At 70.4% G+C, this 26850-nt stretch carries 17 protein-coding genes and 1 pseudogene; 17 read left to right on the top strand and 1 reads right to left on the bottom strand.

Annotated elements, in window-relative coordinates:
• Positions 1-14 precede the first annotated feature (14 nt).
• The 10 genes from G1H10_RS25415 to G1H10_RS25370 all read left to right on the top strand — a co-directional run bounded on the left by G1H10_RS25415 (position 15) and on the right by G1H10_RS25370 (position 13128).
• Positions 15-3335 carry a PQQ-dependent sugar dehydrogenase gene (locus tag G1H10_RS25415; RefSeq protein ID WP_216853653.1) on the top strand — a complete coding sequence of 1107 codons (3321 nt, stop codon included), beginning with the start codon at positions 15-17 and terminating at the stop codon, positions 3333-3335.
• Between the two features lie 172 nt (positions 3336-3507).
• A complete protein-coding gene (locus G1H10_RS25410; protein WP_163743239.1) occupies positions 3508-4458 on the top strand; it encodes a hypothetical protein in 951 nt (316 codons plus the stop codon).
• Positions 4459-4799: 341 nt separating this feature from the next.
• A complete protein-coding gene (locus tag G1H10_RS25405) occupies positions 4800-5996 on the top strand; it encodes an inositol-3-phosphate synthase (RefSeq protein WP_163743237.1) in 1197 nt (398 codons plus the stop codon).
• Positions 5993-6922 carry an SCO3242 family prenyltransferase gene (locus G1H10_RS25400; protein ID WP_163743235.1) on the top strand — a complete coding sequence of 310 codons (930 nt, stop codon included), beginning with the start codon at positions 5993-5995 and terminating at the stop codon, positions 6920-6922. The genes G1H10_RS25405 and G1H10_RS25400 overlap by 4 nt, the downstream gene beginning before the upstream one ends.
• The gene (locus tag G1H10_RS25395) at positions 6919-7836 is read left to right on the top strand and encodes a sugar phosphate isomerase/epimerase family protein (RefSeq protein ID WP_216853652.1); all 918 of its coding nucleotides are present in this window, start codon (positions 6919-6921) and stop codon (positions 7834-7836) included. Before G1H10_RS25400 ends, G1H10_RS25395 begins: the two co-directional genes overlap by 4 nt.
• A gap of 30 nt (positions 7837-7866) precedes the next feature.
• On the top strand, positions 7867-8589 hold the full coding sequence (locus G1H10_RS25390) for an EboA domain-containing protein (RefSeq protein ID WP_163743234.1): 723 nt from the start codon (positions 7867-7869) through the stop codon (positions 8587-8589).
• Complete coding sequence (locus G1H10_RS25385; RefSeq protein ID WP_163743232.1) at positions 8589-9482, top strand: TatD family hydrolase; 894 nt, start codon at positions 8589-8591, stop codon at positions 9480-9482. The genes G1H10_RS25390 and G1H10_RS25385 overlap by 1 nt, the downstream gene beginning before the upstream one ends.
• A 3-nt stretch (positions 9483-9485) precedes the next feature.
• Positions 9486-10655 carry a metabolite traffic protein EboE gene (gene eboE, locus G1H10_RS25380; protein ID WP_163743230.1) on the top strand — a complete coding sequence of 390 codons (1170 nt, stop codon included), beginning with the start codon at positions 9486-9488 and terminating at the stop codon, positions 10653-10655.
• Positions 10652-12031 (top strand): alkaline phosphatase family protein, encoded by a 1380-nt coding sequence (locus G1H10_RS25375; RefSeq protein WP_163743228.1) that lies wholly within the window; start codon positions 10652-10654, stop codon positions 12029-12031. The genes eboE and G1H10_RS25375 overlap by 4 nt, the downstream gene beginning before the upstream one ends.
• Positions 12028-13128, top strand: coding sequence for a polyprenyl synthetase family protein (locus G1H10_RS25370; RefSeq protein ID WP_216853651.1), 1101 nt, complete (start codon positions 12028-12030; stop codon positions 13126-13128). Before G1H10_RS25375 ends, G1H10_RS25370 begins: the two co-directional genes overlap by 4 nt.
• Positions 13129-13214: 86 nt before the next feature.
• Here G1H10_RS25370 and G1H10_RS25365 read toward each other — a convergent pair whose 3' ends face one another.
• Entirely contained in the window at positions 13215-14438 is a 1224-nt protein-coding gene (locus tag G1H10_RS25365) for an ROK family transcriptional regulator (protein ID WP_163743226.1), read from the bottom strand.
• A 157-nt stretch (positions 14439-14595) separates the two neighbouring features.
• Here G1H10_RS25365 and G1H10_RS25360 point away from each other — a divergent pair, with 157 nt between their 5' ends.
• The 7 genes and pseudogenes from G1H10_RS25360 to G1H10_RS32555 all read left to right on the top strand — a co-directional run.
• On the top strand, positions 14596-16083 hold the full coding sequence (locus G1H10_RS25360; protein ID WP_376778661.1) for a sugar ABC transporter ATP-binding protein: 1488 nt from the start codon (positions 14596-14598) through the stop codon (positions 16081-16083).
• A gap of 23 nt (positions 16084-16106) precedes the next feature.
• Entirely contained in the window at positions 16107-17219 is a 1113-nt protein-coding gene (locus G1H10_RS25355) for an ABC transporter permease (RefSeq protein WP_163743356.1), read from the top strand.
• Entirely contained in the window at positions 17216-18289 is a 1074-nt protein-coding gene (locus G1H10_RS25350; RefSeq protein ID WP_163743222.1) for an ABC transporter permease, read from the top strand. The genes G1H10_RS25355 and G1H10_RS25350 overlap by 4 nt, the downstream gene beginning before the upstream one ends.
• Before the next feature lie 10 nt (positions 18290-18299).
• The gene (locus G1H10_RS25345; protein WP_163743220.1) at positions 18300-19568 is read left to right on the top strand and encodes a substrate-binding domain-containing protein; all 1269 of its coding nucleotides are present in this window, start codon (positions 18300-18302) and stop codon (positions 19566-19568) included.
• Positions 19565-20434 carry a sugar phosphate isomerase/epimerase family protein gene (locus G1H10_RS25340; protein WP_163743218.1) on the top strand — a complete coding sequence of 290 codons (870 nt, stop codon included), beginning with the start codon at positions 19565-19567 and terminating at the stop codon, positions 20432-20434. The genes G1H10_RS25345 and G1H10_RS25340 overlap by 4 nt, the downstream gene beginning before the upstream one ends.
• Before the next feature lie 97 nt (positions 20435-20531).
• Entirely contained in the window at positions 20532-26555 is a 6024-nt protein-coding gene (locus tag G1H10_RS25335; RefSeq protein WP_163743216.1) for a ThuA domain-containing protein, read from the top strand.
• 58 nt (positions 26556-26613) lie between these two features.
• Positions 26614-26850: pseudogene (locus tag G1H10_RS32555) on the top strand (hypothetical protein); the annotation flags it as partial.

Raw genomic sequence — 26850 nt, 5'->3', positions numbered from 1 at the left:
GAGAGGACCACGTCGTGCATCTTAAGCCTTCGTTCCTGGTGCGTGCCATGCTGGCCGCGGCTCTGCCGGCGGCCATGCTGGCCGTCGCCGCGCCCGCTGCGGCGCATGAGGGACATGAGCATGCGCTCGACTGGAACAACTACGAGAAGATCCTGCTCAGCAAGAATACCGGTGAGCCGATCGACTTGGCCGTGCTGCCCGATTCGCGGGTGCTGCACACCGCCCGCAACGGCGACATCCGGCTGACCGATCCGGGCACCGGCATCACGAAGCTGATCAACACCATCGACGTCTACGCCAACTCCGAAGACGGTCTGCAGACCATCGCGCTCGACCCCGACTTCGACCAGAACCCATGGGTGTACCTGCTGTACGCGCCACGGGTGATGGAGGCTCCGTACCCGGAGACGACCCCGTCCGGCAACGCGCCGAATTCGCTTCCGGCCGGGCAGACCGAGCAGTACTGGGACCAATGGAAGGGCTACAACCTGCTGGCCCGGTTCAAGTGGGACGAGGAGAGCGACTCGCTCGATCTCTCCACCAAGCAGGACATCCTCAAGGTCGAGGTGCAGCGTGGGCAGTGTTGCCACGTGGCCGGCGACATCGCCTTCGATGAGGACGGCAACCTCTACCTGTCCACGGGCGACAACACGCCCGCGAGCACGCCGGGGGCGAACGGCTTCGCCCCGAACAACGACGCTCCCGGGATGAACCCCGGCTTCGACGCCCGTCGCGGTGCAGGCAACACCAACGACCTGCGCGGCAAGATCCTGCGTATCAAGGTCGAAGAGGACGGCTCGTACACGATCCCGGACGGCAACCTGTTCGAGCCGGGAACCGACGGCACGCGGCCGGAGATCTATGTGATGGGCCTGCGCAACCCGTTCCGGATCGACTACGACCCCGAGACCGGCGCACTGGTCTGGGGCGACTACGGTCCGGACGCCGGCGCACCGAACGAGCAACGCGGCCCGATGGGCTTCGTCGAGTGGCAGAGCACGACCGTGCCGATGAACGGCGGCTGGCCCTACTGCCACGGGCCGAATGCGAATTACAACGAGTGGGACTTCGCCACCGCCACGCCCGGCGAGTGGTTCGATTGCGACGCGGGCGCGGTCAACAACTCCCGCTGGAACACCGGGCTGAGCCAGGTACCGCCGGCGACGGCTCCGCAGCTGTACTACGGCGATGACGACCATCACCAGCCGTGGCCGGAGCTGACCGCGTTCGGTCCGGCCCGTGGGCAGGGCCCGATGGGTGGACCGGTGTACCGGTACGACGCGGACAGCCCCTCGGTCTCGAAGTTCCCGGAGTACTGGGACGGCAAGTCCTTCTTCGGCGAGTTCTCGCAGGACTACGTCGCGGTCTTCACCTCGGATCTCGCCGCCGACGGCGAGGTCACGGAGATCGTGAACTTCCTCCCGAACGCACACCTGAACCAGGTCGTCCAGCCGATCTGGGACAACCCGATGGACATGGAGTTCGGGCCGGACGGTTCGCTCTACGTCCTGGAGTACGGCGACGGCTTCTTCCGGCAGAACCCCGACGCCGGCCTCTACCGGGTCGACTACGCCGAGGGCAACAAGACGCCGCAGGCGCGGATCAGTGCGGACCCGATCTCCAGCAGCGAGGCACCGTTGACCGTCGATTTCGATGGCACCGGCTCGCGTGACCCGGAGGGAGCGCAGCTCACCTACGACTGGGACTTCGACGGCGACGGATCGTTCGACGCGTCGGGTGCGACCGTGTCGCACACCTACACCGAGCTCGGCCAGTTCGACGCCCGGCTGCGGGTGACCGACCCGTCCGGGAAGTTCGGCCTGACCAGTGCGCAGATCACGGTCGGCAACGTCGCGCCGACGGTCTCCCTGAGCGCACCGGACGGCGGGTTCTTCGACTGGGGCCAGGCGGTGCCGGTGACGGTCGGCGTCGACGACCCTGAAGACGGCAGCACACCGGTCTGCTCCCGCGTCCAGTGGAGCTTCGGGCTCGGCCATGACGAGCACGCCCACCCGCTGAGTTCCGGATCGGGGTGCACGTTCGGCGTGCCGACGCCGGCTGACGCCCCCGAGCACGGCGAGACCGAGAACATCTACGGCGCGCTCGTCGTCGGGTACACCGACGGAGGACACAACGGCGTCCCGCCGGCGCGCGGGGAGGCCGCGATCGTCCTGAACCCGAAGACACAGCAGGCCGAATGGGCGGACGAGACCAGTGGCGTCGAGATCGTCGACGACGAGACCGCCCGCGGGCTGCGGAAGGTGACCTCGTTCGGGGCCGGCGACTGGATCGCCTTCGACCCGGTCGATTTCGACGGCATCGACGGCCTGGTCACCCGTGCCGTCGGACGGGGCACGCTGTCGCTGCGCTGGAACGATCCCAAGGCGCCTGCGTTCGCGACGGCGACCTTCCGGGACGGCGGTGGCTGGACCGAGGTGGAGACGGACCTGACCGACGTGCCCGAGGGCAGCGGCCGGCTGTACATCACCTCCACCAGCGGCGTCGACGTGGACGAGTTCCGGTTCATCGGGGACGGCATCGCCGACGTCACGCCGCCGGAGGTGAGCGTGGTTCTCAACCCGGCCGAGCCGAACGGTGCGAACGGCTGGTACACGAGCAACGTCTCGGTCGCCGTCACCGCCACCGACAACGGCACGGTGGCCGGCCGCCAGCGGTCGCTCGACGGCGGCAACACCTGGAGCAACGCGAACAACCCGCTGACCGTCAGCGCGGAGGGCACCACAACGGTGCACTACCGAGCCACGGACAACGGTGGCAACGTCTCCGAGGCAGGTTCCGTCGATATCAAGATCGACAAGACGGCGCCGACCGTGTCGGTGGACGGTGTCGAGGACGGGGCCGAGTATCCCGCGAGCGAGACACTGGAGCTCGACTTCGGCGGCGACGACGCCACCTCCGGCGTGGCCGCGGTCCAGGCGTCGCTCGACGGCGAACCTGTGCAGGCGGGGACGCTGGAGCTGTGGACCCTCTCGGTCGGCGAGCACGAGCTGGTCGTCACGGTCACCGACGAGGCCGGTCTGCAGGCCAGCACGTCCGTCGGATTCGTGGTGACGACGTCGCTGGCGGACCTGGGGGCGATCATCGACGGCTACCTGGCCACCGGCGCGATCGACCGGCCGAGCACGGCGGTCCTGCTGCACGCACGGCTGGACACCGCAGCCAAGCACCTCGAAGACGGCAGGTCCAAGCAGGCCGTCGGCGAGCTGGAGAAGTTCATCCGGACCGCCGCCGACTCCAGGTATGTCTCCGATGCGGCCGCCCGCGATGTCCTTGTCCATCAGGCTGAGGCGTTGATCGCTCAGCTGTCCGGCTAGATCCCTACGAGCCGCCCCGCTCGTGGCGGATAGCCGGAGCCACGAGCGGGGCAACCACCACCCGTCGTCTGCCGCAGGAGGCGCCTCTGGCCGGATCTCGATATCAGCGATTCCACATCAGTACACACACCACGACGGAAACCCATCAGCTCACAAGACAAGGGGAACAGCGATGCGGGTCAAACGGATTGTGGTCATCTCAGCAGTGGCGGGTCTGGGCGCGGTAGGCCTGGCGACGCCGTCGCAGGCGGCCTTGACGACCGTGTGCGACGGGACGGCGTCGAACGTGACGGTGCCCGGAGATCTGGTCGTGAAGGCCGGCGCTTCGTGCGAACTGATCGACGTGGTCATCCAGGGCAACGCGACGGTGCGGGCGGACGGAAACCTGCTGCTCGAAGACGCGACGGTCGAAGGCAACCTGGTGGTGCGGCCCAACGGCTTCGCCAGCGTCGTGGACACCTCGGTGGCGGGGAACACGAGGCTCAACTCGGCGTTCGGGGTGTACTCGGAGACGAGCACACACTCCGGCGTCGTGAACTCGGCCGACGCGGGCTTCTACTACAGCCTCGGATCGGTGCACGGCGGTAACGTCACGTCCGCCGATGGTGAGACGTTCATCGAGTCCGGCAGGGTGGCGCGGAATCTGACCACCGACGGTGACCTCCTCACCGACGTCTATGACACAGTGGTGGAGCGCGGTCTGAGCATCAGCGGCGCGGAACTCGGTGGCGTGGTCTGTGCCTCGGAGATCGACGGTGACGCGTCGTTCACCGGCAACAGCACGCTGCTCCAGCTCGGCGCCGGCACGGTGTCCGACTGCGCGTTCAACGTGTTCGGTGGGAACGTCTCGCTGACGGACAACACCGGTCCGTCCTCCGTGGTCGGCAACGTCATCCGCGGGGACCTCACCTGCTCCGGCAATGACCCCGCGCCCGTCGTCGCCGACAACCGGGTCCGCGGCGGCAACGACTGCGACGGCGCGGCGGTATCCGCGAGAGCGCTCAGCCGCGGCGTCCAGGCCGAGGTGGTCCAGCGGAAGGCACAGGTGCGGGACGAGATCGAGAAGCGGACGGTGGCCAGTGAGAAGGCCGCCGAGGAGGCCGGTGATGCCTTCGCCGACTAAGAGCCTCTTCCAGAACTCCTGAGCGCGGAGACGAGCCCTGCCCGCCGGACCGATCCGGCGGGCAGGGCGCACGCATGGGGATCGTCGAAAATGTCGAACGCTGAGACGCGTCTCCTCCGGTTTCACGCGGCATATTGCCTGGAAGCGGATCAAGTACGACAATCTTTCGCAAAGATACTGCGAAAGAACTTATTGACCTGACACTGATCTCAACAATAGGTTTCCAAACACACCCTGGAAGGGGTGTCAGTGAGAAGGGATGTCCGCGTTCGCGTCGTCTCTCCACGGTCACCGGTGGCACGCCGGTCCTGTGGCGCGTCGTCACCACCAAGGAGGCATGTGTGACGGAAACGAATACACCAGTTCCAGGTCCAGAAGGTGCCCGGGTCGGGGTCTGGTTCGTCGGAGCTCGCGGGTCGGTGGGGGCCACGGCCATCGCCGGTGCCCTGGCCGTCCGGGCCGGGCTGGCGGGCGAGACGGGAATGGTCAGCCGGCTGCCCGAGGTGGCCGTCGCCGGCCTGCCGGAGCTGGCCGGGCTCCAGTTTGGCGGTCACGACGTCTCGGACGTGTCGTTGCCGAAGCGGGTGGAGGCGCTGGTGGACGCGGGGGTGGTGCCGCATGGGCTGCCCGCCGCATTGGCGACGGAGCTGGCCCGCGTCGATGCGCGGATCCGGCCGGGGGTGACCGGGTCGGAGCGGCCACAACGCGAGATCGCGGCGGCTCTGACGGCCGATCTGCGCGCGTTCCGTGAGGACAACGGGCTGGACCGGGTGGTGGTGGTCGATGTGTCCAGCACCGAGCCGCCGGTACGGGTCACTCCGGAGCTGCTGACGCTGGACGGCCTGGAGCAGGCGCTGGACGCGGGCGAGTCCCCGCTGCCGGCGAGTTCGCTGTACGCGTATGCGGCGCTGCGCGCGGACTGTTCGGTGGTGGCGTTCACCCCGAGCCCGGGACCGCGGCTGCCGGCGCTGGCGGAGCTCGCCGAGACGGTCGGCCTTCCATGGGCGGGCTCGGACGGCAAGACCGGTGAGACGTTGTTGAAGACGGTGCTCGCGCCGATGTTCGCGATGCGCGCGCTGAAGGTGCGGTCGTGGTCGTCGATGAACCTGCTGGGCGGGGGAGACGGCCGGACCCTGGCGGACCCGGCCAACGCGGTGAGCAAGACGGCCACCAAGGGCCAGGGTCTGGAAGCCATCCTCGGGCACCGGGTCGACGGGCCACTGCACATCGACTACGTGCCCGACCTGGGCGACTGGAAGACGGCCTGGGACATGGTGTCCTTCGAGGGCTTCCTCGGGGCGCGGATGTCGCTGCAGTTCACCTGGACCGGCTGTGACTCGGCGCTGGCGGCGCCGCTGGTGCTGGACCTGGCGCGGTTGGTGGCTCGCGCGCACCAGGCGGGCCGGGTCGGCCCGCAGGCGGCGTTGGGCTTCTTCTTCAAGGACCCGGCCGGCAGCGACGTGCACGCGCTGAGCGAGCAGTGGGAGGCGTTGCGCACCTGGTGCGCCGAGCTGGCCGAGGCTGAGGAGCGCCGATGAGAGCCCGCGACGCGGCCGAGCTGGTGCGGCTGCCCGCGGCACTCACCGTACCCGGCGACACGTTGTGCGCGGCCGCGACGACGGGCTGGCCGCTGGGCCGGCGCACATGGGCGCTGCCGGTCGCGTCGACCTGCCTGTACTGGGCCGGCATGGCCCTGAACGACTACGCTGACCGCGACCTGGACCGGGACGAGCGGCCGGAGCGGCCCATCCCGTCCGGCCGGGTCCGACCGGAGGAGGCGTTGGCGCTGGCGGCCGGGTTGACCGGCGCCGGCCTCGGGGTGGCGGCGTACGCCGGCGGGCGGACGGCGTTGCGGGTGGCGGTGCCGCTTGCGGCAGCGGTGTGGACGTACGATCTGGCGGCCAAGTCCACCCGTGCGGGGCCGGCGGTCATGGCCGCCGCGCGAGGATTGGACGTCCTGCTGGGCGCCGGTGGGCGATGGCGGCCCGCGGCGCTGCCCTGCCTGGCGGTGACCGTGCACACGGCCGCGGTCACCGGGCTCAGCCGTGGCGAGGTGCACGGGGCGTCGCCCGCTGCGGCGTACACGGCGCTGGTCGGAACCGCCGCGTCGGCGGGCGTGGCCGCCGTGCCGCGCTGGCGGCGCTGGTCGTCGTCATCGGCGTCGTCGGCGGCGACGTCGTGGTCATCGTCATCGTCAGTGTCGTCGCGTTCCGCGCGAGTGGCACGGTGGGCCGGTGCCGGCTTGGCCGGCGCGTATGCGGCGGTGGTCGGGCGGAGCCAGGCCGCGGCGGCGAGCAATCCGGACGCGGCGACCGTGCGCAGCGCGACCGGATCCGGGGTACGCGGCATCATCATGCTGCAGTCGGCGCTGGCCGCGCGGGCCGGCGCGCCGGGGCTCGCGGCGGGCCTGCTGGCGGCCGGGCCGGTGGCACGGCTCGCGTCGAAGGTGGTGTCGCCGACATGAGGAGCGGAGCGCGACCAGAAGGCATGAGCCTGCGCTTCGGGTACGGGACGAATGGATTCGGCAGTCACCGGCTGGACGACGCGCTGGCGGTGATCGCCGGGCTGGGCTACGAGGGCGTCGCGCTGACCGTGGACCACCCGCACCTCGATCCGTTCGCGCCGGATCTGGAGGCGCGGACCGCCGCGGTGGCACGCCGGCTGGATGAGCTGGGCCTGGCGGTGGTGATCGAGACCGGAGCCCGGTACGTCCTGGATCCGTGGCACAAACACGAGCCGACGCTGGTCTCCACGCACGGGCGGGAGCGGCGGGTGGACCTGCTGTGCCGCGCGGTGCGCATCGGTGCCGAGCTGGGTGCCGAAGCGGTCTCGTTCTGGTCCGGCACGCTCCCGCCGGGAACCTCGGTCCAGCAGGGCTGGGACCGGCTGCTGGCCGGGGTGGACCAGGTGCTGGCCGAGGCCGACCTGCGTGGCGTGGTCTGCGCGTTCGAGCCGGAACCGGGGATGTTCGTGGACCGGGTGGACGGCGTGCTGGAGCTGCGCCGGCGGCTGGGTTCGCCGGAGCGGCTCGGCGTGACCGTCGACACCGGCCACCTGGTCTGCAACGAGTCCGATCCGCCGGAGGAGTGCGTGCGGGCGGCCGGGCCGTGGCTGGCCAACGTGCAACTCGACGACATGGTCCGGGGCGTTCACGAGCACCTGGAGTTCGGCGACGGCGAGGTGGACCTGCCTCAGACGCTGGGCGCGCTGCTCGACGTGGGCTACACCGGGTTGGCCTCGGTGGAGCTTCCGCGGCATGGCCACGCGGCGCCGGTGGTGGCCGCGCACTCGCTGGAGGCGCTTTCCGCGGCACTGGCCGAGGCCGAGTCCGTCCGCGGCAACCCGGGGCGGAGGGAGGCACGCAGCGCCGCTACCTGACCGGTTCGTCCACATGGAGGTGTACGGAGCATGAGCACGCGGGAGGCGCGGTCCGCGCCCGACTTGGACGCCACAGCGAGCAGACGCCTGGACGAGCTGGTCCAGGAACTCGCCGATGACCCTCGACGAATCTCGACCATCTTTCCGGCCGTGGCACGGCGGGTTGCCAGAGGACCCGCCGATCCGGACGATCCGGACGGAGTGAAGCGTCCCCGGCTGGAGGATCAGGCACGCACGGCCCTGCTCGCGGCGCTCGCGTCGATGTGGGCGGACGACCCGGAACGGTTCACGCACGAGCTCGCTCAGCTGTACCGGTACGGCGACGCGGACGAGAAGCGGGCGGTGCTGCGGGCGCTGTCCGCCCTGGACACCGGGGCGGGGATGAGCGCGGTGTCACTGCCGCTGGTGGAAGACGCGCTGCGGACCAACGACGTCCGGCTGGTGGCGGCCGCCATGGGTCCGTACGGCGCCCGCCACCTCGACCCGGACAGCTGGCGTCAGGGCGTGCTGAAGTGCCTGTTCGTCGGGGTTCCCCTGGACGCGGTGGCCGAACTCGGCGCCCGCGCCGACACCGAGCTCGCGCGCATGGTGGCGGACTACTGCCGTGAGCGCGCCGCCGCCGGCCGCTCGATGCCGGCCGATGCCTGGCGGGTGCTGGACCGATTCGGAGAACTCGGGCGTGACCTGCGCACGGCGGGGACCGCGCCGGGCGTATCCGGGACCGAGGCGGCCACGACCGGAAGGGAGACCTGATGCGCATCTTCGATCCGCACATCCACATGACCTCGCGCACCACCGACGACTATGAGGCGATGTACGCCGCCGGGGTGCGGGCGGTGACCGAGCCGGCGTTCTGGCTGGGGCAGCCGCGGACCAGCGTCGGCTCGTTCTGCGACTACTTCGACGGGTTGCTCGGCTGGGAGCGGTTCCGCGCCGGCCAGTTCGGGATCCGGCACCACTGCGCCATCGCGCTCAACCCGAAGGAGGCCAACGACCCGCGCTGCGTCGAGGTGCTCGACGTGCTGCCGCGGTACCTGGCCAAAGACGGTGTGGTCGCCGTCGGGGAGGTCGGGTTCGACTCGATGACCGCGGACGAGGAGAAGGCGTTCACCCATCAGCTCCAGCTGGCCGCCGAGCACGACCTGCCGGTGCTGGTGCACACCCCGCACCGGGACAAGGCGGCCGGAACCCGGCGCACGCTGGATCTCGTCGCCGAGTCCGGGCTGCCGCCGGAGCGGGTGCTGGTCGACCATCTCAACGAGTTGACCGTGCGGATGGTGGCGGAGTCCGGGTGCTGGATGGGGTTCTCGATCTACCCGGACACCAAGATGGACGAGCACCGGATGGTCGCGATCCTGCGCGAGTACGGCCTGGAGAAGATGATCGTCAACTCCGCCGCGGACTGGGGCCGCAGCGACCCGTTGAAGACGGCCAAGACCGGCCAGGCGATGCTCGACGACGGGTTCGGCGCCGCCGACGTGGACCGGGTGCTGTGGCGCAACCCGGTCGAGTTCTACGGGCAGAGCGGCCGGCTGCTGATCGACGACGCGGGCGCCGACGGGGCCGACGGGGCCGACCCCGCCGCCACCTTCCAGGGCAACTCGGTCTTGCGCGGACAGCGCCCGACCGGGACAGAGGAGGGCTGAGCGATGCGGCTGCGGCATCCCGACGGCACGGTCGTCCACCTGGCGTACTGCACCAACGTCCACCCCACGGAGGACCTCGAGGCCCTGCTGGAGCAGGTGCGCACCTATGGCGGCGGGGTCCGGTCCCGGCTCGGCGTCGAGCGGCTCGGGCTCGGCCTGTGGCTTCCCGCGCCGGTCGCCGCGCACCTGGCCGGCCACGACGCCGATCTGCGACGGCTGCGCGAGGCTCTCGACGGCAACGGGCTCGAGGTCGTGACGCTGAACGCATTCCCGTACGCCGGCTTCCACGACCCCGAGGTGAAGAAGGCGGTCTACCGGCCGGACTGGTGTGAGCCGGCCCGGCTGGAATACACCCTGGACTGTGCGGCCGTGCTGGCCCGGCTGCTGCCGGACGACGCGGCCCGCGGCAGCATCTCCACGTTGCCGCTGGGCTGGCGCAGCCCGTGGTACGCCGACCGGCAGCGGCAGGCCGAGGAGCACTTGGCCCGGCTGGCCGACGGTCTGGAGAAGCTGGAGGCGGAGACCGGGCGCACCATCCGGGTCGGCCTGGAGCCGGAACCCGGCTGCATCGTGGAGACCACGACGGAGGCGGCCGAGCGGCTCGCTTCGGTGGACCGGGAACGGATCGGGGTGTGCCTGGACACCTGCCATCTGGCGGTGCAGTTCGAGGAGCCCGCGGCGGCGCTGCAGCGCCTCGCCGACGCCGGGCTGCCGGTGGTCAAGACCCAGGCGTCGGCTGCGCTGCACGCCGCCGCGCCGGCTGATCCGGCCACCAGGGCGGAGCTGACCCGCTACGCCGAGGACCGGTTCCTGCACCAGGCCCGCGAACATGCCGCCGGCCGCACCGTCGGCCGGGACGATCTGCCCGAGGCGCTGGAGGGCCGACGGGCTCTGCGCGGCCGCGGACCGTGGCGGGTGCACTTCCACGTGCCGCTGCACGAACCTCCGGCCGAACCGCTGGGCGGCACCCATGACCACCTGCAGCAGACACTCGGCCTGCTCTTCGGCGGCGCCACGGCGGCGACCGACCACGTCGAGGTGGAGACCTACACCTGGTCGGTGCTGCCACAGGGCCGGCGGCCGGATGACGTCGCCGGCCTGGTGGACGGTTTGGCGGCCGAGCTGAGCTGGACGGCCGGACGCATGTCGGAGCTCGGTATGGAGGCGCTGTGAGTGAGAAGTTGCTGGTCATCGACGTCGTCGGGCTCACCCCGCGGCTGCTGGCGCACATGCCCCGATTGAGCAGACTCGCCACCGAGGGGTTCTCGGCGGAGCTGGGTACCGTTCTGCCCGCGGTGACGTGTTCGGCCCAGTCCACGTTTCTGACCGGGACGATGCCGCGCGAGCATGGAATCGTCGGGAACGGCTGGTTCTTCCGTGACCTGGGCGAGGTGTTGTTCTGGCGGCAGCACAACCGGCTGGTCGGCGGCGAGAAGGTGTGGGAGACCATCAGGCGCAGCCGCCCCGGCTACCGGGTGGCCAACATCTGCTGGTGGTACGCGATGGGCTCGAGTACCGACACCACCATCACGCCGCGGCCGGTGTATCACGCCGACGGGCGCAAGTCGCCGGACTGCTGGACCTGGCCGCCGGCGCTGCATCGGGTGCTCACCGACCGGCTCGGCACGTTCCCGCTGTTCCACTACTGGGGACCCACGGCCTCGATCGAGAGCTCGCGGTGGATCGTCGAGGCCACCAGGATGCTGCTGCCGGAGCACGACCTCACCCTCGCCTACGTCCCGCATCTCGACTACGACCTGCAACGCTTCGGCCCGGACAGCCCGCAGGCGGTGGCCGCGGCCCGCGACGTCGACGCGGTGCTGGCGCCGTTGCTGGACGACGCCGGCGACCAGGGCGTGACCGTCGTCGTGCTCAGCGAGTACGGCATCACCCACGCCCATCGCCCGGTGGACGTCAACCGGGCGCTGCGCCAGGCCGGGCTACTGCATGTGCATACCAACGCCAGTGGTGAGCTGCTCGACCCGTGGACGTCGCGGGCCTTCGCCGTCGCGGACCACCAGGTCGCACACGTCTACGTGCGTGACCCGGCCGATCTGGACCGGGTGCGCGGCATCGTGTCCGAGCTGCCCGGGGTGGCCGAGGTCCTCGACGCGGACGGAAAGGCGGCACAGGGGCTGGACCACGAGCGGGCGGGCGAACTGGTGCTGGTGGCCGAGCCGGACGCCTGGTTCACCTACTACTACTGGCTGGACGACGCCCGGGCGCCTGACTTCGCCCGGGCCGTCGACATCCACAAGAAACCCGGCTATGACCCGGCCGAGCTGTTCCTCGACCCGGCGGATCCATGGGTGAAACTGCGCGCCGCCGGCGGCCTGGCCCGAAAGAAGCTTGGCCTCCGGTACGCGATGAACGTGGTGCCGCTCGACCCGTCGCCGGTCCGCGGCAGCCACGGGCGGCTACCGGACGACCCGGCACACGGGCCCGTGCTGCTGTGCTCGAACGAGGACGTCGCCCGGGAACGGATCGCCGCCACCGAGGTGTACGGATTGCTGCTGGAGCTGGCCGGTGCGCCGGTGAGTGCCCGGTGACCCGGTCTCGGGACGGGACCGCGGTGGTCGTCGACCCGCGCACGTCGGCCGATCGGCTCTTGGACGAGGCGCGGCGGCTGATCGAGCCGGAGTTGCGGGCGGTGCTGGACGGGCTTCCGGAGAGCGTCCGGGTGATCGCCGGATACCACGCCGGCCTGTGGGACGCCGAGGGACATCGCCGGAGCCGCCCGGGGAAGGCGCTGCGGCCCGCGCTGGTCCTCTCCAGCGCCCGCGCCGCCGGCGCCGGTCCGGGCGCCTCAGGCGCGGTGACGGGTGCGGTGACGGCGGCGGCCGTGGCGGTGGAGCTGTTGCACGACTTCTCGCTGCTGCACGACGACGTCATGGACGGCGACCGCACCCGGCGGCACCGGCCGGCCGCGTGGACGGTCTTCGGCACCGGCCGGGCGATCCTCACCGGTGACACGCTGCTCGGCGCCGCGCTGCACACGGTCGCGAGGAGCGACCCGCGGGCGGCGGAGGTGCTGAGCGGGGCGCTGCTGAGGTTGTGCCGCGGCCAGGCGACCGACCTGGCGCTGCAGGCCGGGAGCGAACCGGTCGACCTGGCCGGGTGCCTGGCGATGGCGGAGGACAAGACTGGCGCGCTGCTCGGCTGCGCCTGCCGCCTCGGTGCCATGGCGGCCGGAGCCTCGGCCGACGTCGCCGCCTTGTACCAGGAGTTCGGCTGCCAGCTGGGCGTGGCGTTCCAGCTCACTGACGACCTGTTGGGTATCTGGGGCGACCCGGCGTCTACCGGCAAACCGGTCGGCTCCGATCTGGCGAGCCGGAAGATGACGTTGCCGATCGTCGCCGCGCTGGCGGCGGAGAACGAGGCCGGCGCGGAGTTGAACGAACGTTACCCCGGTCGCGGTCCGCTGTATGCGTCGGCCGGGCGCACCGATGGTGTGGACCCGCCGGATGACGAGGTGGTGCGGATGGTGGAACTGGTCGAGCGCGCGGGCGGCCGGCGATGGGCGCAGGCCGAGGCCGAGCGGCGATCCCGGCTGGCTCTGGCGGCCCTGGATCGCGCCGGCCCGGACCCGGACGCCGCCGACGAGCTACGGCTGCTGGCCGAACTCGTCCGCCGGAGGACACGCTGACCCGGGGGGCCCGCCCGGGTGGTGCGGTGACGAGCCCGGCCGGCGCCGCCGGGCCGGCTGCCGCGCGGGCGGGGCCGGCCAGGCGGTCATCGTGGCGGTGTGACGAGCTTGTCCACTTGGGCGGCGGAGAGCGCGTGGTCGATCACCATGACGGCGGCGCCGACGATGCCGTCCCGGTCGTCGGTCTCCGCGCGCACGATGCGCAGGTGCTGGGTGGCCAGCGGCAGGGAGCGACGGTAGACGGCCTCGCGGACACCGGCGATGAGGTGGTCCCCCGCCTGTGCGAGCGATCCGCCGATGACGATGACCGACGGGTTGAACAGGCTGACGGCCGCGGCGAGCACGTCGCCGAGGTCACGACCGGCCTGCCGGATCAGCTGCAGCGCCTGCACCGATCCGCTGCGGGCCCAGGCGACCACGTCCCGGCTGGACCTCGCTTCGATGCCGGACTCGCGCAACTGGGCGGCGATCGCCGCGCCGCTGGCGACCGCCTCGAGGCATCCGGTGTTGCCGCAGCGGCACGGCACGTCGGAGCCACGGGGCAGCTGGATGTGGCCCAGGTCGCCGGCCGCGCCCTGGGCGCCGCGGTGCAGCCGGTGGTCGCTGATCAGCCCGCAGCCGATGCCGGTGGCGACCTTGATGAACATCAGGTGCGGCGCTTCTCTCCAGCGGGTGAAGTGCTCGCCGAGCGCCATGATGTTCACGTCGTTGTCGGCCAGCACGATGGCGTGGAAACGCTCGTGCAGGTAGCCCTGGACGTCGAAGCCGTCCCAGCCGGGCATGATCGGCGGGTTGACCGGGCGCCCGGTGGAGTGCTCGACCGGGCCAGGCAGTCCGACGCCGACGCCGAGCAGGTCGTCGAGGGTGCGGCCGGCCTCCGCGATGAGCTCGCGCCCGGCCGTGTCGACCCATCCGAGCACCTTCTCCGGTCCGGCCTCCACCGCGATCTCTTCTCGGGCCTCGGCCAGGATGCCGCCGGTGAGGTCGGTGACGGCCGCGCGTACGTGGGTGGCGCCGATGTCCGCGGCCAGCACGATGCGTGCCGCCCGGTTGAAGGCGAACCGGGTGGGCGGCCGTCCGCCGGTGGACGCGCCCTTATCCGCCGGGCCGATGAGGTTGCTCATCAACAGCGCGTCGACGCGTTGCGTGACGGTGGAGCGGGCCAGGCCGGTCTCGGCCGCCAGCTCGGCGCGGGTGCGGTGCCGGCCGTCGCGAAGGATCTGGAACAGGGCCCCAGCGCCGTAGGGCGAGGCGCCGTCGATGGCGACCGGCGACGTCGTTTGCGCCGCGTCACCAACATCTTCGTTCATAAGGTCAGTGAAACACACCCGTCTTATGCATGCATGCAATCGGGAGAATCGTAACAAGTAAGCAACTTTTGCTTGACGCAGATACAAAAGTACCTCTAGCGTCTCGCCCATGGGTGTGGCGTCGATCACTGAGATGACGGACACGAGGGAGCACATGATGCTTCGTATGAGGGGGATCGACAAGTCCTTCCTCGGCGTGCAGGTCCTGCACGGTGTGGACCTGGACGTGCGGGCCGGCGAGGTGCATGCGCTGGTCGGAGAGAACGGCGCGGGCAAGTCGACGCTGATGAAGATCCTGGCCGGCGTGTACCAGGCGGACGGCGGCCGGATCGAGCTGGACGGTCAGGACGTGGCGTTCGAGCACCCGCTGCAGGCGCAGCACGCCGGGGTGTCGACCGTCTTCCAGGAGTTCAACCTGCTGCCTGACCGGACGGTGGCGGAGAACGTTTTCCTGGGCCGCGAGCCGCGCGACCGGGGCCTGGTCGACGCGGGGCGGATGAACGCTCACACCGCGGAGCTGCTGCAGGACCTCGGGCTGAGCTGGCTGGCGCCGCAGAGCCCGGTGCGGTCGCTGTCGGTGGCCGGCCAGCAGATCGTGGAGATCGTCAAGGCACTGTCCTACGACGCCCGGATCATCTCCATGGACGAGCCCACCGCGGCGCTCTCCGACGAGGAAGTGGAGCTGCTCTACGGCCTGGTCCAGCGGCTGCGCGAACGCGGGGTGGCGATCCTGTACGTCTCGCACCGGCTCAAGGAGATCTTCGACCTCTCCGACCGGGTGACGATCCTGAAGGACGGGCACCTGGTCGACACGGTGGACACCGCCGCCATCACCCCGGACGCTCTGGTCCGCAAGATGGTGGGCCGGCCGATCACCAGCTTCTTCCCGGACAAGCTGCCCGGGACCGAGGCCGGCGACGTGCGGCTGCAGGTCCGCGGCGGCGGCAACGACCAGCTCGACGGCATCGACCTCGAGCTGCGCGCCGGTGAGATCACCGCGCTCGCCGGGCTGCAGGGAAGCGGCCGCACCGAGGTGGCGCACGCGCTCTTCGGTGTGGAGCGGTTCACCCGCGGTGAGATCCGTCTGCACGGCCGGCCGGTGCGCATCCGGTCACCGCGGCAGGCGGTGCGCGCCGGGCTGGCGCTGGTCACCGAGGACCGCAAGGCGCAAGGACTGGCGCTGAATCAGTCCGTGCTGGCCAACGCCCGGCTCGTGCTGGATGCCGTGACGCCCCGCCGGTCGGCCCGGTATGCCCGGCGCGTCCCCGGCATCCTCTCCTCACTCGACCTCGTGGCGCGCGGCTACGACCAGGAGGTCCGCTTCTTGTCCGGAGGCAACCAGCAGAAGGTGGTGCTGGCCAAGTGGCTGGCGACCGAACCGGAGGTGATCGTGCTGGACGAGCCGACCCGCGGCATCGACGTGGGCGCGAAGGAACGCGTGTACACCCTGATGCGCGAGCTGGCCGCGCAAGGCGTGGCGATGCTGATGATCTCCTCCGAGCTTCCCGAGGTGATCGGCATGGCCGACCGGATCGTCGTGCTCTCCGACGGCAGGATCGCGGGCGAGCTGCCTCGCGGCTCGACCGAGGAGCAGGTGATGGCGCTGGCCACCGGCCACGACGTCGACGAGGTGACCTCATCATGAGGAGTGGAACGCGACCCACGGGCATGAGCCGGACCGCGAACCGCGTGGCGGACGTCGCGGAGGCGCCGACCACGGCCATCCGCCGGCGGCTGGGCACCACGGAGCTGGTGTACCTGGCTCTGCTGGGGGTGATGGTCGGCGGCGCGATTCTGGTTGCCCTGCAGGACAAGAACCTGTTCAGCACCGCCAACACGGTCGAGATGCTCAGCCGGTCCAGCCTGCTGGGTTTCATCGCGATCGGACAGACCCTGGTGATCCTGTGCCGTTCGCTCGACCTCTCCGTCGGCTACGTCGTCGCACTCTCCAGCCTGGTCGCCGCCACCACGATGGACGGTGATCCGGCCCGGGTGCCGCTGGCCATCGCCGTGACGCTGCTGGTCGCCGGCGGCATCGGCCTGGCCAACGGGCTGATCATCTCGGTGCTCAAGGTGAACCCGTTCATCACCACGCTCGGCATGGGGCTGATCATTAAGGGCTACCTCGACACGGAGTACAAAGGGCCCGCCGGTGCGGTGCCTGAGTCCTTCCGTCAGTTCGGGTACAGCCGGATCGGGTTCGTGCCCGTCTCGGCCGCGGTGATGCTGCTCGCGGCGGTGGCCGGGATCCTCTATCTGCGCAAGACGCGCACCGGCTTCCACATGTACGCCGTCGGCGGCAACGCCGAGGTGGCCCGGATGTCGGGTATCCGTACCGGCCGGGTGATGGTGACCGCTCACGTGCTCTGCGCGATGACGGCGGGCGTCGCCGGGCTGCTCCTCGCGGCGCGTTTCGGCACCGGCAGCGCGGAGGTTTATGAGAACGGCTACGAGCTGGAGTCCATCGCGGCGGTCGTCCTGGGCGGCACGTTCCTGATGGGTGGCCGGGGAGGCGTCGCCGGCACGCTGGCCGGGGTGCTGATCCTCGCCGAGCTCGACACCATCTTCAACATCTTGCAGGTGGACCCGTTCTTCAAGGACGTGCTCCGTGGCGTGATCATCATCGCCGCGGTGGCCATCTACGCTCGTCGCCGGCTGGACGTCCGCGCCAGCAGAGCCCGGTTCGGCGGCGACGGCGGCGCGGACGGTGGACCACCACCGGAGCCGCCGCCGCGACATGACGACGATCCGGCTCGCCCGCACCAAGGGGGTGTCCGATGACCGCGACGGATCCCGGTCGCGCCGCCGCGACCAGCACCGGGACGAGACTGGCCGGCCTCGCCGGGCGGCTGTTCGGCGGCGGTGGTCCCACCGTGTTCGCGCTGCTGATCGTGATCTTTGCGCTCATCTTCGTGATGAATCCCAGCTTCGCCGAGCCGCCGTCGCTGATGGCGTTCCTGAAGGCGGCGGCGCCCTTGGTGGTACTGGCCGTGGGGCAGTACTTCGTCATCGTCTGCGGGGAGCTGGACCTGTCCGTCGGCTCCCTGGTGGGCGCCCAGGTGGTGATCGCCGCCGCGCTGATCGACGGCGAGGAGAGCCGGACGGTGCCGGTGCTGCTCGTCATGCTCGCCTTCGGCGCCCTCGTCGGCCTGGTGAACGGGCTGATCACCACGTTGCTGAAGGTGCACTCCCTGATCACCACGCTCGGCATGATGCTGGTGCTCTACGGGGCGATCCGGCTGTGGACCGGCGGCTCGCCCAAGGGTGCGCTCTCCGAGGCGTTCCGGACGGCCGGTCGCGGCGGCATCGACATGCCGGTGGTGCGGCAGCTGCCGTGGGCGCTGATCATCCTCGTCGCCGTGGTCGTGCTGGCGATCGTCGTGATGCGCAGCTCGTACGGCCGGACCCTCGTCGCCACCGGAGACAACGACCAGGCGGCCATGTTCGCCGGGGTCCGGGTCTGGCAGGTACGGACGTCGGCGTTCGTCTTGTCCAGCCTGATGGCCACCCTGGCCGGCGTGCTCATCGGCGGGTTCGCCGGGGTGACGGCGCAGGTCGGCCAGGGACTCGAATTCACGGCGATCACGGCCGTCGTGCTCGGGGGTGTGGTCCTGGGCGGCGGACGCGGAACCGTGGTGGCCGCGATGGCCGGTGCGCTGACCATCCAGGCCTTGTTCACGCTGTTCAACCAGATGGCGTTGCCGAGCACGATCCGGCCCGCAGTGCAGGGCGTGATCATCATCGCGGCCGTGGCCTATGCGGCCCGCGAGCGTGCCGGGCCCGGTGCGCAGGACCATGCTCCGGCGGCACCACCCGATCAGAATCCGGACCGCGAACCCGCGGCCACCTAGGGAGGAAGACATGCGAAAGACCCGTGTTCTACTCGTCGCTGCCGCCACCGCGGCATTGACACTCGCCGCATGTACGACGGATGAGCCGACGGAGACGGCTCCGGAAGACGAGGCACCGGCCGACGAGGGCGAACAGGAACCGGAGGACTCCGGCGACGACGCCGCCGACGACGAGGGCGACGACGAGCCCGCGGAATCCGAGGACGGGGAGTGGTTCGTCCGCGCGGACTACGAACGGCAGCTCGCACAGCGGGACATCGAGCCGGAGGGGCCCGCCGACCAGCCCTGGCTGCAGGCGATCGAGCCGGAATGGGTCGACACGTCCGAGTTCGCCCAGGAGGAGAACCGCACGCTGTGCTTCTCCAACGCGTCGGTCAGCAACCCGTGGCGGGTGACCGGATGGATCACCATGCAGCAGCAGGTGGACGTGTTCACCGACGCCGGTGAGATCGACGACTTCCAGGTCTCCGACGCCGCCGACGACGACAACCAGCAGATCTCGGACATCCAGGCGTTCATCGACTCCGGTGACTGCGGCGCCCTCATCATCTCGCCGTCCACCACGGCGACGTTGACGCCGGCGGTCGAGGCGGCATGCGACAGCGGCATCCCCGTCATCGTCTTCGACCGCGGCGTGAACACCGACTGCATGGTGACGTTCATCCACCCGATCGGCGGCTACGCCTACGGCGCCGACGGCGCCGAGTTCCTGGTGGAGAACCTGGAGCCGGGCTCGTCCGTGCTGGCACTGCGCATCCTGCCCGGCGTGGATGTGCTGGAACACCGCTGGGCCGCCGCCCAGGAGATCTTCGCCGACAGCGAGCTGGAGATCCTCGGTGACGAGTTCACCGGCGGCGACGGCGCGCAGATCAAGGACCTCGTCACCCAGTACCTGCAGCGCGGTGACGTCGACGGCATCTGGATGGACGCCGGTGACGGGTCGGTCGCGGCGATCGAGGCGTTCGAGGACACCGGCAACGACTACCCGGTGATGATGGGCGAGGACGAGTTGAGCTTCATGCGCAAGTGGGAAGAGACCGGCATGACCGCGATCGCGCCGGTGTACTCCAACTTCCAGTGGCGCACCCCGATCGAGGCGGCGGTGAAGATCTGGAACGGCGAGGAGGTGCCCGCGGAGTGGGTGCTGCCGCAGGAGCCGATCACCGAGGAGAACCGGGGCGAGTTCCTCGAGCGCAACGCCGACATGCCGAGCCTGCACTACGCCAAGTTCGGCGGCGAGGACCTGCCCGGCTACCCGGAGGCATGGCAGGACCGATGAGCGCGAGGACGTTCGGGGTCAACACGTGGGTGTGGACCTCGCCGCTGACCGACCGCACCCTGGCCGAGCTGGCACCGCGGATCGCCGACTGGGGGTTCGACGTGATCGAACTCCCGGTGGAGAACCCCGGCGACTGGGACCCTGCTCGCGCCGCCAAGCTGCTGGACTCGCTGGGTCTGGCGGCCACGGTGACGCTGGTGATGGGCCCAGGCCGCGAGCTGGTGGCGGCCGAGCGGGAGACGATCGCCGCCACCCGTGACTACCTGCGCCAGGTGGTCGACGCGGCGGCCACGGTCTCCGCCCCGGTGATCGCCGGACCGGCGTACGCGTCGGTCGGGCGCACCTGGCGGATGACCGAGGCCGAGCGGCGGGCCTGCTACGAGCAGCTGCGGGAGAGCCTGGACCCGGTGGTCGAGCATGCGATGGGCGCCGGCGTGACGGTGGGCGTGGAACCGCTCAACCGGTACGAGACGAGCGTGCTCAACACCGTGGACCAGGCGCTCGAGGCGCTGGACGGCCTCCCCCCGGCCGGCTGCGGGCTGGCCCTGGACGTCTACCACATGAATATCGAAGAGCAGGACATACCGGCGGCCATCGGGCGCGCCGCCGGCCGGATCGCGCACGTGCAGGTCTGCGCGAACGACCGGGGCGCCCCGGGGGCCGACCATCTCGACTGGCCGGGCATCGTCGCCGCCCTGGACGCGGCGGGGTACCGGGGTCCGCTGGTCATCGAGTCGTTCACCGCCGAGAACGCGACGATCGCGACGGCCGCCTCGATCTGGCGGCCGCTGGCGTCGAGCCAGGACGCGATCGCCGTCGACGGGCTTTCCTACCTCAGCAGGCTCGCGAGGGGAGGGATGCGCTAGTCACCGAGGACGCTCCCACGTCGACCGCCGGCGCCGGCACGCCGAGGGTCTTCGAGAACCGTTGAATCCCTTCGATGCGTTCCCTGGAGGAACCCTGATGAACGTGGCCTTACGCGTGCGGTGGATCCGGCTTCTGGCCGCAGTCCTCGCCGCAGTCTTAGCGCTCTCATTCCTGTATGCGATGCCGTCGTCGGCTCACGATGGTGAGCACGGCGAGGCGCATGTGCTGATCTTCACCGAAACCGCGGCCGGCGACTGGCACGACGACTCGATCGACTACGCCGTGCCGGTCCTGCAGGACGCCTTCGCCGACGCGGGCATCACCTCGGAGGCGACCAACGATTCGAGCGTCTTCACCGACGAGGACCTGGCGCACTTCGACGCGCTGGTGGTGTTCCAGGCCAACGGCGACCCATGGACCGCCGACGAGAAGGCGGCCATGGAACGGTACCAGCAGGCCGGCGGCGGGATCGTCGCCATCCACAACGCCACCGACATGCGCGGCGGTTACCAGTGGTGGGACGACCTGATCGGGGCGCTGATGCCCGGGCACGCCGCCACGTCGCCTCCGCTGGGGCTGGAAGCGACCATCAAGGTGGAGGACAACACGCACCCGTCCACCGCGCACCTGGAAGACTTCGAGTGGGTGCGGCGCGACGAGTGGTACAACTACTCGGTCAACGTCCGCGGGGACGCGCACGTGCTGCTCACGCTGGACGAGACGACGTACAACCCCGGCGGCAACGCCATGGGCTACGACCACCCCATCTCCTGGTGCAAGCCGTACGACGGCGGTCGCGCCTGGGTGACCGGGCTGGGCCACTTCCCGGAGCACTACAACGAGCCGCAGCTGGTTCAGCACATCGTCGGCGGTGTGCAGTGGGCGGCCGGCGTCGCCGAAGGTGACTGCGGCGGCACCAAGTGGGACCAGTTCGAGCGGGTCGCGCTGGACCAGAACACCAGCGCGCCGTTCGGGCTCGACGTGGCCCCGGACGGCCGGGTGTTCTTCACCGAGCTGGTCCGTGGCCAGATCCGGGTCTTCGATCCGGAGACCGAGACGACCTCGACGGCGATCACCATCCCGGTCTACTCCGGCGGCGAGGACGGCCTGCTGGGCATCGCCCTCGACCCGGACTTCGAGGAGAACGGCCACCTGTTCCTGTACTACTCGCCGGCAAGCTCCGACGACACCGACCCGGAGAACTTCTTCAACCGGCTCTCCCGGTTCACCGTCGGCGAGAACTCCCAGATCGATCCTGCCTCCGAGGTCGTGATGCTCGAAGTGCCGGCGCGCCGGCTGCCGGACGAGCCGGGGCACACCGGTGGTGGGCTGGAGTTCGGCCCGGACGGCAACCTGTTCCTGTCCGTCGGCGACGACGTCAACCCGCACTCCGAGCCGTCCGGCGGATACGCACCGCTGTCCGAGCGGGAAGGCACGTTCCACGACGCCCGGGAGACCTCGGCCAACACGAACGACCTGCGCGGCAAGCTGCTGCGGATCACGCCCGAGCCGGACGGGACGTACAGCATCCCGGAGGGCAATCTGTTCGCGCCCGGCACGGAGAACACCCGTCCGGAGATCTACGCGATGGGCTTCCGCAACCCGTTCCGGTTCACCGTCGACCCGGAGACCGGCTGGGTCGGGCTCGCCGACTACGCCCCGGACAACAGCAACAACAACGCGAACCGCGGCCCCGCTGGCATGGTCGAGTGGAACCTGATCAAGGAGCCGGGTTTCTACGGCTGGCCGCTGTGCATCGGGCCGAACGAGCCCTACCGGGACGTCGACTACACCACCAACCCGGTGACGGTCGGGGATTACTTCGACTGCGACAACCCGATCAACGACTCCTCGCGCAACACCGGCCTGACCGAACTGCCGGCGGCGCAGGAGCCGGAGATGTACTACGGGTACCAGACCTCGTCCGTGCCGGAGGTCATCCCGCCCGGGGGCGGGCTGGCGCCGATGGGCGGGCCGTTCTACGACTTCGACCCGGACCTCGAGTCGGAGACGAAGTTCCCCGAGTACTACGACGGCAAGCCGTTCTTCTACGAGTGGTCGAAGAACAAGATGTACTCGCTGATCCTGGACGACGAGGGCGGGCTGGGCAAGGCCAACCCGTTCCTGCCCGGAGAGAACTGGATGGCGCCGATCGATTCCACGTTCGGGCCGGACGGATCGCTGTACGTCATGGACTGGGGCGGCGGCTTCGGCCGGGACAACCCGAACTCGGGACTGTACCGCGTCGACTACGTCTCCGGTTCGCGCTCGCCCACGGCGCGCGCGACGGCCTCCCCGGACTCCGGGCACGCCCCGTTGACGGTCGAGTTCAGCGACGACGGCAGCAGCGACCCGGAGGGCGCCGCACTGAGCTACGAGTGGGACTTCGACGGAGACGGCACGGTGGACGAGACCGGGGAGTCGGTCACCCACACGTACACCGAGAACGGCGTGTACGACGCCCGGCTGACCGTCACCGATCCGGACGGTAAGACAGGCACGACCACGGTGCCGATCACGGTCGGCAACACCCGGCCCGAGGTGGAGTTCAACCTTCCGCCGGACGGTGCGTTCTTCGACTTCGGCGACGAGGTCAGCTGGGACCTGAGGGTGGAGGACGCCGAGGACGAGGAGATCGCCGACTCCGACGTCGTCATCCAGCCGGCGCTCGGCCACGACGACCATCCGCACCCGGCCGATCCGCTCACCGGGCGGACCGGCTCGGTGAAGACGGCCCTGGGCGGCGGGCACAGCGAGGACATGAACGTGTTCTACATCCTCACCGGTCGTTACACCGACCGCGGCGCGGGAGACATCCCGTCGCTGAGCGGAGAGGACACGTCGCTGCTGTTCCCGAAGCTGCGAGAGGCGGAGTTCTTCTCCGACTCCGAGGACGTCACCGTGGCCGGGTCGCGGGACATCGAGGGCCACGGTTCGTCGATCGCCGGGCAGAACGGTGCCTGGGCGTCGTATGAGCCGGTCAGCCTGCACAACGTGGACGCGCTGATCCTGCGGGCGTCGGCGGCCGCGGAGGGCACGATCGAGTTGCGCCGGGACGCACCGGACGGCGAGCTGCTGGGCACCGCGGAGGTGCCCGCCACCAGCGGCGGCCGGTACGTCGACGTGCCGGTGGAGGTGAGCGATCCGGGCGACTCGTTCACGCTGTACGCGGTCTTCCCCGACGCAGGGGAGCGACGGCTGAACTTCATCGAGGCCGACGGCCAGGGCGTCTCACCGACCACCAAGCCGAAGGTGTCGATCACGTCGCCGACCGCCGACGACGAGCTGGAGCCGGGTGAGATCGAGATCACGGCCGAGGCCGGCGACGCGGAGAACGAGATCACCGAGGTCGAGTTCTTCGTCGACGGCGAGTCCATCGGGGCCGACGACACGGCGCCGTATGCGGTGACCTGGGACGTGGCGGAGGAGCAGCGCTACCAGCTGACCGCCGTCGCCACCAACGACCAGGGCGCCAGCACGACGTCGCGTATCGTCCAGGTGGAGGTCGGCGACCTGTTCGGCGACTGGGTGACGTTCTCCAACGCCGACGGCGCGTTCGACCGGCCGGACACCGACACCTGGGTGATCGACTCCGCCGGTGCGAACATGTGGCAGGGCACCGACCAGTACAGTGCCGCGTACCTGCCGGCCGCCGGTGGGGAAGAGTGGACCGCCACGGTCAAGATCGAGAGCCAGACCAACTCGCACAACTCGGCCAAGGCGGGCCTGATCGTCCGCAACGACGTGACCCAGCCGGGCTCGTCGCCGGGGTACGCGGTGATGGCGATGCGGGCGGGGAACTCGTTCGAGTGGCTGCGCGACACCGACGGCAACGGCCAGCTGGACGCCAGCACCTCGGCCGGCACGCACGGCTATCCGGCGTGGGTGCGCGTCGTCCGCGACGGTGATCAGTACACGTCGTACTGGAGCAAGGACGGTGAGAACTTCACCCAGGTCGGTGATCCGGTGACGCTGTCCGGTGCGGCCGCGGTTCAGGACATCGGCGTGGCGGTGACGGCGCACAGCACCACGACCCGCACCGAGGCGGCGTTCTCCGGCTTCACCCTCAGCGACGAGGCGTGGACGCCGGACCCGGACCCGGATCCCGAACCGGGCCCGACCTGCCCCGGCAAGGGGTCGGACGAGTTCGACGGTGACGCGCTGAACACCGACCGCTGGACCGAGGTCCGCGGTGCCGAGGGCCTGCCGCCCACGGTCGCCGACGGCGCGCTGGTCCTGCCGGTCACCAACGGCGACATCAACGAGGCGTCCACCGGTCCGATCAGCTATGTGGGTCAGCCGGCACGCGACGGCGAGTGGGAGATCGAGACGCAGGTCGCGATCGAGCACACCCGGGAGTGGCAGCACGCCGGGCTGCTGGTGCACGGCAGCGACGACGACTACGTCAAGCTGGCGTTCACCCGCAACAACTCGGGTGGCCGGATCCTGGAGTTCCAGACCGAGGCCGGCGGGTCGCGGACCTGGCACGACAGCATCACGTTGCCCGCGGAGTTCCCGTCCACGGCGCATCTGCGGCTGGCCAGCAACGGCGAGCAGCTCACCGCCGCCTACTCGGCCGACGGCGAGACGTGGACCGGCCTGGACGGTACGGCGTCGATGATCGACGATGCCACGGTCGGCCTGATGGCCGCCGGTGACACCGGCGAGCCCGAGGTCGACGCGGTGTTCGAGCACTTCACGATCACCCCGGACGCCGACGATGACGGGCAGCGGGAGCCGAGCGACGAGTTCGACGGCGACATGGTCGACGGGTGCCGCTGGGACGCGGTGGTGCGGTACGACTCGTCGGCGGTCGAGGTCACCGACGGCGAGCTGCGGATCCAGACCCAGCCGGGTGACATCAACGGCACGGACAACCAGGATCCGGACAACTTCATCCTGCAGTCCTTGCCGTCCGAGGGTGACTGGACGATCGAGACCCGGCTGACGCCGACCATGCTGCACCAGTGGCAGCTGGCGGGGTTGATGGTCTACGGCGACGACGACAACTACGTCAAGCTGGACATCGTCGCCCGCAACCCGGCCGATGCCGCGACGGATCTCGGTGCGGAGCTGGTGTCGGAGCGCAACGCCGCCTTCGGCAACGGCGGTAACCGGCAGCTCGACGTCGCCGAGACGACCGAGAGCGGCTGGTACTACCTGCGCCTGACCAAGACCGGGGACACCTACTCCGGTTGGGTCAGCGACGGTGGCGTCAACTGGACGTCGCTGGGCGACCCGGTCACCAACGATGCCGAGATGACGTCGTTCGGGTTGATGGCGATCGGTCCGGAGCAGCAGGACCCGGTGACCGTGGCGTTCGACTACTTCCGGCTCGTCGAGGACGAGCAGGACACCACGCCGCCGGAGCTGGACGTCGCGGTCGATCCGGCCGAGGCGGACGGTGACAACGGCTGGTACGTCAGCTCGCCGACCGTCACGGTCACCGCGACCGACGACAGCGGCGGGGACGTCGCGATCGAGACCCGGACCGGCGACGGCTCCTGGGAGCCGTATGACGGGCCGGTGCAGGTCACCGACGACGGTGTGCACGAGCTGGAGTTCCGCGGAACGGACGCGACCGGGAACACCTCGGACCCGGTGGCGGTCGACCTCTCCGTGGACGCCACCGCCCCCGAGGTGGAGGTGACCGGCGTCGACGACGGCGGCAGCTACGAGTTCGGGACCGAGCTCGATCTGGAGGCCGTGGCCGACGACGCCACGTCCGGCGTCGCATCGCTCACCGTCGAACTCGACGGCGATGAGGTGGACAACCCGTCGACGGCGGCGCCGGCGGCGGGGGCGCACGAGCTCACCGCACGCGCCGTCGACGAGGCCGGCAACGTCACCGAGGTGATGGTGTCGTTCGAGGTCGAGGTCACCTACGCCGGGGTCCAGCAGTACCTCGACACGCTGCACGAGGACGGCGTCCTGAACCGGAGGACCTACAACCAGCTGCGTACTCAGCTCAGCATCGCCGAGCGCGCGGCGAGCCGGGACGATGCGTCCACGGCCGAGCAGGCACTGGAGCGGTTCATCCGGTTCGCCGGGGACGTCGACGATGCGGAGGTCAGCGCGCAGCTGATCGCCGTCGCCGAGGCACTGCGGGAGCAGCTGTGACCGGGGCCGAGGTGACGCCGATCTAGCCGGTCGGCACGTCTGAGAGGAAGGAACACGCATGCGTACCCGGAGCTCCGAGGGCACGAAGGTGAGACGGGATGCCGCTCGGCGCCCCGGGACGCATCCCAAGCCGGGGGCCGGTGCCGGACGGCCCCCTTCCCGGGCGGCAGGGCGGACACTCCCGCTCTGGCGCCCGGGGCCATGGCTTCTGGCCGCCGCGGTGGTGCTGGCGATCGCGGCCGTCGGCGTCGCCCTCACCCGAGGGTCGGGCGGCGAACAACACACCCCCGGTGGC

The organism is Phytoactinopolyspora halotolerans, assembly GCF_010550675.1.
Classification (GTDB): Bacteria; Actinomycetota; Actinomycetes; order Jiangellales; family Jiangellaceae; genus Phytoactinopolyspora; species Phytoactinopolyspora halotolerans.
This window is presented reverse-complemented; position numbering and strand designations above follow the sequence as displayed.

What these genes read in the sequence shown, in the direction of transcription:
- G1H10_RS25410 (WP_163743239.1), top strand. Translation starts at nt 3,508, where the DNA reads ATGCGGGTCAAACGGATTGTGGTCATCTCAGCAGTGGCGGGTCTGGGC.
- G1H10_RS25400 (WP_163743235.1), top strand. Translation starts at nt 5,993, where the DNA reads ATGAGAGCCCGCGACGCGGCCGAGCTGGTGCGGCTGCCCGCGGCACTC.
- G1H10_RS25395 (WP_216853652.1), top strand. Translation starts at nt 6,919, where the DNA reads ATGAGGAGCGGAGCGCGACCAGAAGGCATGAGCCTGCGCTTCGGGTAC.
- G1H10_RS25390 (WP_163743234.1), top strand. Translation starts at nt 7,867, where the DNA reads ATGAGCACGCGGGAGGCGCGGTCCGCGCCCGACTTGGACGCCACAGCG.
- G1H10_RS25385 (WP_163743232.1), top strand. Translation starts at nt 8,589, where the DNA reads ATGCGCATCTTCGATCCGCACATCCACATGACCTCGCGCACCACCGAC.
- eboE (WP_163743230.1), top strand. Translation starts at nt 9,486, where the DNA reads ATGCGGCTGCGGCATCCCGACGGCACGGTCGTCCACCTGGCGTACTGC.
- G1H10_RS25365 (WP_163743226.1), bottom strand. Translation starts at nt 14,438, where the DNA reads ATGAACGAAGATGTTGGTGACGCGGCGCAAACGACGTCGCCGGTCGCC.
- G1H10_RS25360 (WP_376778661.1), top strand. Translation starts at nt 14,596, where the DNA reads ATGCTTCGTATGAGGGGGATCGACAAGTCCTTCCTCGGCGTGCAGGTC.
- G1H10_RS25355 (WP_163743356.1), top strand. Translation starts at nt 16,107, where the DNA reads ATGAGCCGGACCGCGAACCGCGTGGCGGACGTCGCGGAGGCGCCGACC.
- G1H10_RS25350 (WP_163743222.1), top strand. Translation starts at nt 17,216, where the DNA reads ATGACCGCGACGGATCCCGGTCGCGCCGCCGCGACCAGCACCGGGACG.
- G1H10_RS25345 (WP_163743220.1), top strand. Translation starts at nt 18,300, where the DNA reads ATGCGAAAGACCCGTGTTCTACTCGTCGCTGCCGCCACCGCGGCATTG.
- G1H10_RS25340 (WP_163743218.1), top strand. Translation starts at nt 19,565, where the DNA reads ATGAGCGCGAGGACGTTCGGGGTCAACACGTGGGTGTGGACCTCGCCG.
- G1H10_RS25335 (WP_163743216.1), top strand. Translation starts at nt 20,532, where the DNA reads ATGAACGTGGCCTTACGCGTGCGGTGGATCCGGCTTCTGGCCGCAGTC.